Origin of the sequence: Streptomyces sp. NPDC051219 (assembly GCF_040682335.1) — a bacterium.
GTDB lineage: Bacteria > Actinomycetota > Actinomycetes > Streptomycetales > Streptomycetaceae > Streptomyces.
This window is the reverse complement of record NZ_JBFBAS010000019.1, coordinates 116079-123056: the sequence shown is the minus strand read 5'-3', so window position 1 is coordinate 123056 and position 6978 is coordinate 116079. Positions and strand designations below refer to the sequence as shown.

6 protein-coding genes are annotated in these 6978 nt (G+C 69.4%); 3 read left to right on the top strand and 3 right to left on the bottom strand.

What is annotated here, in order from left to right; all coding sequences use genetic code 11:
- Nucleotides 1–148 precede the first annotated feature (148 nt).
- Genes AB0M62_RS22025 through AB0M62_RS22015 form a run of 3 tightly spaced genes read right to left on the bottom strand, consistent with a single transcriptional unit; the run spans nt 149 to nt 2877 of the window.
- Nucleotides 149–916 (bottom strand): amino acid ABC transporter ATP-binding protein, encoded by a 768-nt coding sequence (locus AB0M62_RS22025; protein WP_366075969.1) that lies wholly within the window; start codon nt 914–916, stop codon nt 149–151.
- Nucleotides 913–1872: an amino acid ABC transporter permease gene (locus AB0M62_RS22020; RefSeq protein WP_366075968.1), complete on the bottom strand. Its 960-nt coding sequence runs from the start codon at nt 1870–1872 to the stop codon at nt 913–915. Before AB0M62_RS22020 ends, AB0M62_RS22025 begins: the two co-directional genes overlap by 4 nt.
- A 48-nt stretch (nt 1873–1920) precedes the next feature.
- A complete protein-coding gene (locus AB0M62_RS22015) occupies nt 1921–2877 on the bottom strand; it encodes an ABC transporter substrate-binding protein (RefSeq protein WP_366075967.1) in 957 nt (318 codons plus the stop codon).
- A gap of 519 nt (nt 2878–3396) precedes the next feature.
- On the opposite strand from AB0M62_RS22015, the gene AB0M62_RS22010 reads away from it, so the two are divergent.
- The 3 genes from AB0M62_RS22010 (at nt 3397) to AB0M62_RS22000 (ending at nt 6951) form a co-directional block, all read left to right on the top strand.
- Nucleotides 3397–4608, top strand: a complete 1212-nt coding sequence (locus AB0M62_RS22010; RefSeq protein ID WP_366075966.1) for an NADP-dependent malic enzyme — start codon at nt 3397–3399, stop codon at nt 4606–4608.
- A 193-nt stretch (nt 4609–4801) separates the two neighbouring features.
- Entirely contained in the window at nt 4802–5392 is a 591-nt protein-coding gene (locus AB0M62_RS22005) for a phosphoesterase (protein WP_366075965.1), read from the top strand.
- On the top strand, nt 5389–6951 hold the full coding sequence (locus tag AB0M62_RS22000; protein WP_366075964.1) for an alkaline phosphatase D family protein: 1563 nt from the start codon (nt 5389–5391) through the stop codon (nt 6949–6951). The genes AB0M62_RS22005 and AB0M62_RS22000 overlap by 4 nt, the downstream gene beginning before the upstream one ends.
- Nucleotides 6952–6978: the final 27 nt, after the last annotated feature.

Below are 6978 nucleotides of genomic sequence, written 5' to 3'. Positions count from 1 at the left end.
GGGTGCCTGTCCCTGGGGGGGGGGGGGGGGGGGGCGGGGGGGGGGGGGCGGGGGGGCGGGGGGGGGGGGGGGGGGCCCCCCCCCCCCCCCCCGGGGGGCCCCCGGGCCCCGGCCCCCCCCCCCCCTCTTCGGGTTCGGTTTCGGCTTGCTACAGCACCTTGGAGAGGAACGCCTTGGTGCGGTCGTGCTGGGGGTTGGTCAGGACGTCGCGGGGGTTGCCCGCTTCGACCACGACGCCGTCGTCCATGAAGACCAGGGCGTCGCCGACCTCGCGGGCGAAGCCCATCTCATGGGTGACGACGATCATCGTCATACCGTCCTCGGCGAGGCCGCGCATGACGTCCAGCACGTCACCGACCAGCTCCGGGTCGAGCGCCGAGGTGGGCTCGTCGAACAGCATCAGCTTCGGCTCCATCGCCAGCGCACGGGCGATGGCGACGCGCTGCTGCTGGCCGCCGGAGAGCTGTGACGGGTAGTTCCTGGCCTTGTCGCCCAGTCCCACCCGGTCCAGCAGCCGCTCGGCCCGCTCGCGGGCGACGGCCTTGGCCTCGCCCTTAACCTGGATCGGGGCCTCCATGACGTTTTCGAGGGCCGTCATGTGCGGGAACAGGTTGAAGCGCTGGAAGACCATGCCGATGTCCCGGCGGTGGGCCGCGACCTCGCTGTCCTTGAGCTCGTAGAGCTTGTCGCCCTTCTGCCGGTAGCCCACCAGCTGACCGTCCACCGACAGCCGGCCGGCGTTGATCTGTTCCAGGTGGTTGATGCACCGCAGGAACGTGGACTTGCCGGAGCCGGACGGGCCGACCAGGCAGAACACCTCACGCGGCGCGACCTCGAGGTCGATTCCCTTGAGGATGTGGGCGGCGCCGTAGGACTTGTGGACGCTTTCGGCCTTCACCATGGGTTGCGTGCTCATCGGGCCACCTCCGGGCGACGGAACCGTACGAGGTTCGCCTTGACCTTCTGCCATGGCGTGGGCGGCAGTGAGCGCAGCGAGCCGCGCGCGTAACGCCGCTCCAAGTAGTACTGGCCGACGCTGAACACGCTGGTCAGGACCAGGTACCAGAAGGAGGCAACGAGCAGCATCTCCATTACGGCGAACGAGGTCGAGCCGATGTTCTGTGCGGCACGCGTGAGCTCCACGTACTGCACGGCGGCCACCAGGGACGACGTCTTGAGCAGGTTGATGAACTCGTTGCCGGTCGGCGGCACGATCACCCGCATCGCCTGCGGCAGCACCACGCGCCGCATGGTCTTGCTGTTGCTCATGCCCAGTGCGTGCGACGCCTCCGTCTGGCCCTCGTCGACCGACTGGATGCCGGCCCGGACGATCTCCGCCATGTAGGCGCCCTCGTTCAGGCCGAGGCCCAGCAGGGCGACCATGAACGGCGTCATGACGTCGACCATCTCGTCCTTGTAGAACCCGAGGTTCAGGACGGGGAAGATCAGCGCGAGGTTGAACCACAGCAGCAGCTGCACGTACACCGGAGTGCCGCGGAAGAACCAGATGTACAGCCAGGCCACCGCACCGGTGACGGGGTTCTTCGACAGCCGCATGACCGCGAAGAGGACGCCCAGCACCAGGCCGATGATCATCGACAGCACGCTGATCAGCAGCGTGCGGCCCATGCCGGTCAGGATCCGGTCGTCGAAGATGAAGTCTCCGACCGTGTCCCAGTTGACGTCACCCTGCGAGAACGCGTAGACGAGCGCGCCCAGCAGAGCGACCACGACCACGCCCGAGACCCAGCGGCCCCAGTGCCGCACCGGGATGGCCTTGATCTGCTCGGGGGGAGCGGTGGCTCCCTCCTTGGTGACCGCCGAGCCCTTTGGAGGCTCGTCGGCGGGCACCTTGTCGAACTTGTCAGTCACAGTGACTGCCCTTCAGTGGAGCGCTTGAGGCGAAGAACGCCGGGAACATCACTTGCCGGCGTTGATGGTCGCCTCGGTGACCGCACTGTCCGTGACGTCCCACTTCTTCAGGACCTTCTCGTACTCACCGTTCTTGATGATCGCGTTCAGCGCATCCTTCAGGGCGTCGCGCAGCTGGGCGTTGTCCTTGTCGACGGCGATGCCGAAGGGGCCGGCGTCCGTCTGGCCGCCCGCGACATCGAAGTCCTTGCCGCCGCCCGCGGTCTTCGCGATGTACGCGGCGACCGGGTAGTCGTTCAGGTCGGCGACAGCGGCTCCGGACTTCACCCGGGTCTGCGCCTCGGCGTCGGTGTCGAACGCCTCGATCGTGAGCTTCTTGCTTCCGCACTTCTTGGCCTGCGCCTTGAAGGTGTCCTCGTAGATCGTGCCGCGCTGCACGGCGACCTTCTTGCCGCACAGGTCGTCCAGCGACTGGATCTTCTGCGGGTTGCCCTTCTTGACCAGGAGCGAGACGCCGGAGTTGAAGTAGTCGACGAAGTCGACGCCCTCGCCGGTCTTCTTGCCGGTGTCGTCCAGGCCCTCCTGGCGGGCCTTGGTGTCGCTCATCGCGGACATGACGATGTCCTGGCGGCCGGTGTTGAGGGAGGAGATCAGGCCGTCGAAGGTGCCACTGGTGAACTGGAAACTGACGCCGAGCTCCTTGCCGAGGGCTGCGGCGATGTCGGGGTCGATGCCGACGATCTTCCCGCCCTCCTCGTACTCCATCGGAGCGTATGCGGCGTCCGTGCCGACCTTGATGACGCCGGCGTCCTGGTACTTCTTCGGCAGCTTGTCGAAGAGAGGAGCGTTGCTCGACGGCCCGCCCTCGGTCTTCGCGCTTCCCGAACCCGAGTCCGTCTGGTCACCGCAGCCGGTGAGCAGCAGGGCGCCGGCGACCGCGATCGCGCCGACCGCTGCGATCCGGGGCCTGGCGGCGGTCGTACGACGGGTGGTGCTTGCGGTCATGAGCTGGTTCCTCCGGCGGGTGAGGGGATGCCGAAACGGTCGGGGCACACACCATCGAGTGTCGCGACCTTGTGTGATTACGGCATCTTGCCATTCGGACTGGACAATTCGGGGGGCCGGCCAGGTCAAAATCGGATAACGGGCTCCCCGGAAGCCCGACAGCCCTGCGGGGGCTGAGGTCCGGGGCCGGATCTTCTCCCGAGTTTGTTGCTTCAGGCAGCAGCTTTTGCTGTTTGTCTCGCCCGCTGGACCAAGCGCAAGGACTTTTCGGCGGATTCGGACAGTGCGCAGCCGGATGTGTCGAATTCGACTCGTCCGGGCGAGCAATCTTCCGGTAGAACGGATCCTTACACCCCTCATCCGGGGCTCAGGGCGCGTGTGCGGCGCGCCCGCGCGTACGTACCTCCCTCCGCCGAGGCGGGCCAACCGCCGACAGCGGGGCACGGACGCGGTGCCCGCCCACCCCTCAACCAGGAGTGGCCACCCTCAACCAGATTTAAGACTTAAGGGGTCAAACAAGTGGCAGCGGAGATCGTCAATCCTCGCAGCGACAGCGGTACGGAGAACGCTCAGGACGAGCCCTTCGACCCGGCCTTCGCGTTGCACCGGGGCGGCAAGATGGCCGTCCAGGCGACCGTGCCGGTGCGCGACAAGGACGACCTGTCCCTCGCCTACACGCCCGGCGTCGCCAAGGTGTGCAGCGCCATCGCCGAGCGGCCGGAGCTGGTCCACGACTACACCTGGAAGTCGAACGTGGTCGCCGTCGTGACGGACGGTACGGCCGTGCTCGGACTCGGTGACATCGGACCCGAGGCCTCCCTCCCCGTGATGGAGGGCAAGGCCATTCTCTTCAAGCAGTTCGGTGGAGTGGACGCGGTCCCGATCGCGCTCGCCACGACCGACACGGACGAGATCATCGAGACCGTCGTGCGGCTCGCGCCGTCCTTCGGCGGAGTGAACCTCGAGGACATCTCGGCTCCGCGCTGCTTCGAGATCGAGCGCCGGCTCCAGGAGCGGCTGGACATCCCGGTCTTCCACGACGACCAGCACGGTACGGCCGTCGTCACCCTCGCGGCCCTGCGGAACGCGGCGAAGCTCACCGGGCGCCCCCTCGGCGACCTGCGCGCCGTGATCTCCGGCGCCGGAGCGGCCGGTGTCGCGATCGCCAAGTTCCTGCTGGCGGCCGGCCTCGGTGACGTCGCCGTGGCGGACCGAAAGGGCATCGTCTCCCGGGACCGCGAGGACCTGACGGACGTCAAGCGGGAGCTGGCCGAGCTCACCAACAAGGCCGGCCTCAGTGGCTCGCTCGAGACCGCGCTGGCCGGCGCGGACGTCTTCATCGGCGTCTCCGGCGGTACGGTCCCGGAGCCGGCCGTCGCGTCGATGGCGCCCGGCGCGTTCGTGTTCGCCATGGCCAACCCGAACCCGGAGGTCCACCCGGACGTCGCGCACAAGTACGCGGCCGTCGTGGCCACCGGCCGCAGCGACTACCCCAACCAGATCAACAACGTGCTGGCGTTCCCGGGGATCTTCGCGGGTGCCCTCCAGGTGCGGGCCTCCCGCATCACCGAGGGCATGAAGATCGCGGCCGCCAACGCCCTCGCCGACGTCGTCGGCGACGCGCTGGCCGCGGACTGCGTGATCCCCTCGCCGTTCGACGAGCGGGTCGCCCCGGCCGTCACCGCGGCAGTGGCGGCCGCCGCCCGCGCCGAGGGCGTCGCCCGCCGCTGACGTCGCGTCAGCAGCGCTCCAACGGGCCGCGTCGCACCCTTCCCCGGGTACGGCGCGGCCCGTGGCCGTGCCGGGCGGCTTGTACTTTTCCTACGGCCACTTGGACAGGCCCGCAGAGTTCGCCGAAGAGCTTCCGGCCATTCATGTGTGACTGCTGTGATGCTCCGCGCCAACCCACCACAGGAGGCGCGTAGTGAATCTGGTCGTCAACGGTGACGCCGAGAGCGGGCCCGGCGGTACCGCCGAGCCCGTAGGGACAGTGACCGGCTGGGTCATCAGGCAGGGGGCGCCCGCGCTCGTCAACTACAACCTGGGCGGCGGGTATCCGACCCCGGCCGACCCCGGGCCCGGCCAGCGCGGCAGCAGGTTCTTCAGTGGCGGCAACAGCCCCCGTACCGCTCTCGTACAAAACATCGCCCTGCCCGCCACCGGGACGACCGGGCACGCGGCCGTCGACGCGGGCCGCGTGCGGTACGCCGTATCCGGCTGGCTCGGCGGATACGCGGCCCAGGAGGACGGCGTACGGCTGTCCGTGGAGTTCCGGGACGCCAAGGGGACGCCGGTGGCGCTCTCCGTGCTGGGGCCGGTGACCGCCGCCGAACGCGGCTCGCGCACCGCACTCGTCGAACGGAAGGCCGGGGCCGCCGTGCCGCCCGGGGCCCGCAGCGCGCGGGTGCTGCTGGTCTTCACCCGTACCGGCGGCGGGACGTCCAACGACGGATACGCCGACGCGATATCGCTGACGCTCAGCGCGGCAGCCGCTGCGGCAGGAGGCCGGAAGTGAAGCTCAACCGCCGTGATCTGCTCAAGGCGGCCGGAGCCGCCGGTGCGCTCAACCTCGCCTGGCCGCTGAGCGCCGGCCTCTCGCCGGCCCAGGCACGCGAAGCCGCCGAGGCGCTTGGCGCCGACTACGACCCCGCGCCCTTCACCCTGGGCGTCGCCTCCGGCGATCCTCAGCCGTCGAGCGTCGTCCTCTGGACGAGACTCGCGCCGGAACCGCTCGCCGCCGTACAGCAGTTGCCCGAGATCGTCGAGGTCGAGTGGGTCGTCGCCGAGGACTGCGCGCTCACCCGGGTCGTCACCCGCGGCAAAACGCCCGCCTCCGCCACCCTGGGGCACAGCGTGCACGTACCCGTCGGCGGCCTGCGCGCCAACACGCGCTACTGGTACGCCTTCAAGGCGCTGGGCAGGACCAGCCGGGTCGGCCGTACCCGGACCGCGCCGGTGGGGAGCGTCGTGAAGGTACGGTTCGCCGCGGCCAACTGCCAGGCCTTCCACGACGGTTTCTACGCCGCCCACCGGGGCATCGCCCGCGAGGACGTGGACTTCGTCGTCCACCTCGGCGACTACATCTACGAGCACGGGCCGGTCGGCGGCGTCCCCACCGATCACGTGCGCGACCACGACACCCCGGCCATCCTCACCCTCGCCGACTACCGCCGCCGGCACGCCCTCTACAAGGGCGACGCCTCGCTGCGGGAGGCACACGCCGCCCACCCCTGGTACCTCACCTGGGACGACCACGAGGTGGTCAACGACTACAGCGGTACGGGCGGCGGCGCGCCGTTCATGCAGCGGCGGGCGGCCGCGTACCAGGCCTGGTACGAGAACATGCCGCATCGCGACAGTGGTCACTCCTCGCTGCCCGACCCCGAGATCCACCGGGTCCGGCGCTGGGGCGACCTGCTGGAACTGACGGTCCTGGACCTGCGCTCGTACCGCTCGGCGCAGAATCTGGGCAACGGGACGATCCTGGGCGCCGAGCAGAAGGCCTGGCTCAAGCAGGGCATCGCCCAGGGGCCGGAGGCCTGGCACGTCTGGGCCAACTCGATCATGCTCAGCCAGCTGCGCGGGCGGCCCGGCGGCTCGTACATGTTCACCGACCAGTGGGACGGCTTCCTCGCCGAGCGCAAGGAGGTGCTGAACCACGTCCACACCAGCGGCATGGAGGACCTCGTCGTCATCACCGGCGACTGGCACTCCGCGTTCGTCGACGACATCCGCCCCGACTTCGACGACACCTCCTCGCCGGTCGTCGGTACGGAGTTCACCGCCCACTCCGTCACCTCGGGCGCGTATTCGGCGGACTGGAACAAGACCAACGGCCCGGTCATGGGCGCGGCCAACCCCCATCTGAAGTACTTCGAGGGCAACCGGTACGGGTACGACGTGTACGAAGTCACCCCGCAGCGCTTCAGCGCCCATATGCGGGTGATCGCCGACCGGCGTGACCCGGAGTCGCCCGTCACCACCCTGACGTCGTTCCATGTGGACCGGGGGACGGCCGGTTCGTACGAGGATCCGGCGACGAAGAACTCGCCGGCCCAGTACCGGCGCGACTAGCGGGTCTTCGGTCCGCCCGGGACGCGG

Coding starts and splice junctions, on each gene's coding strand:
- AB0M62_RS22015 (WP_366075967.1), bottom strand. CDS start 2,877: ATGACCGCAAGCACCACCCGTCGTACGACCGCCGCCAGGCCCCGGATC.
- AB0M62_RS22025 (WP_366075969.1), bottom strand. CDS start 916: ATGAGCACGCAACCCATGGTGAAGGCCGAAAGCGTCCACAAGTCCTAC.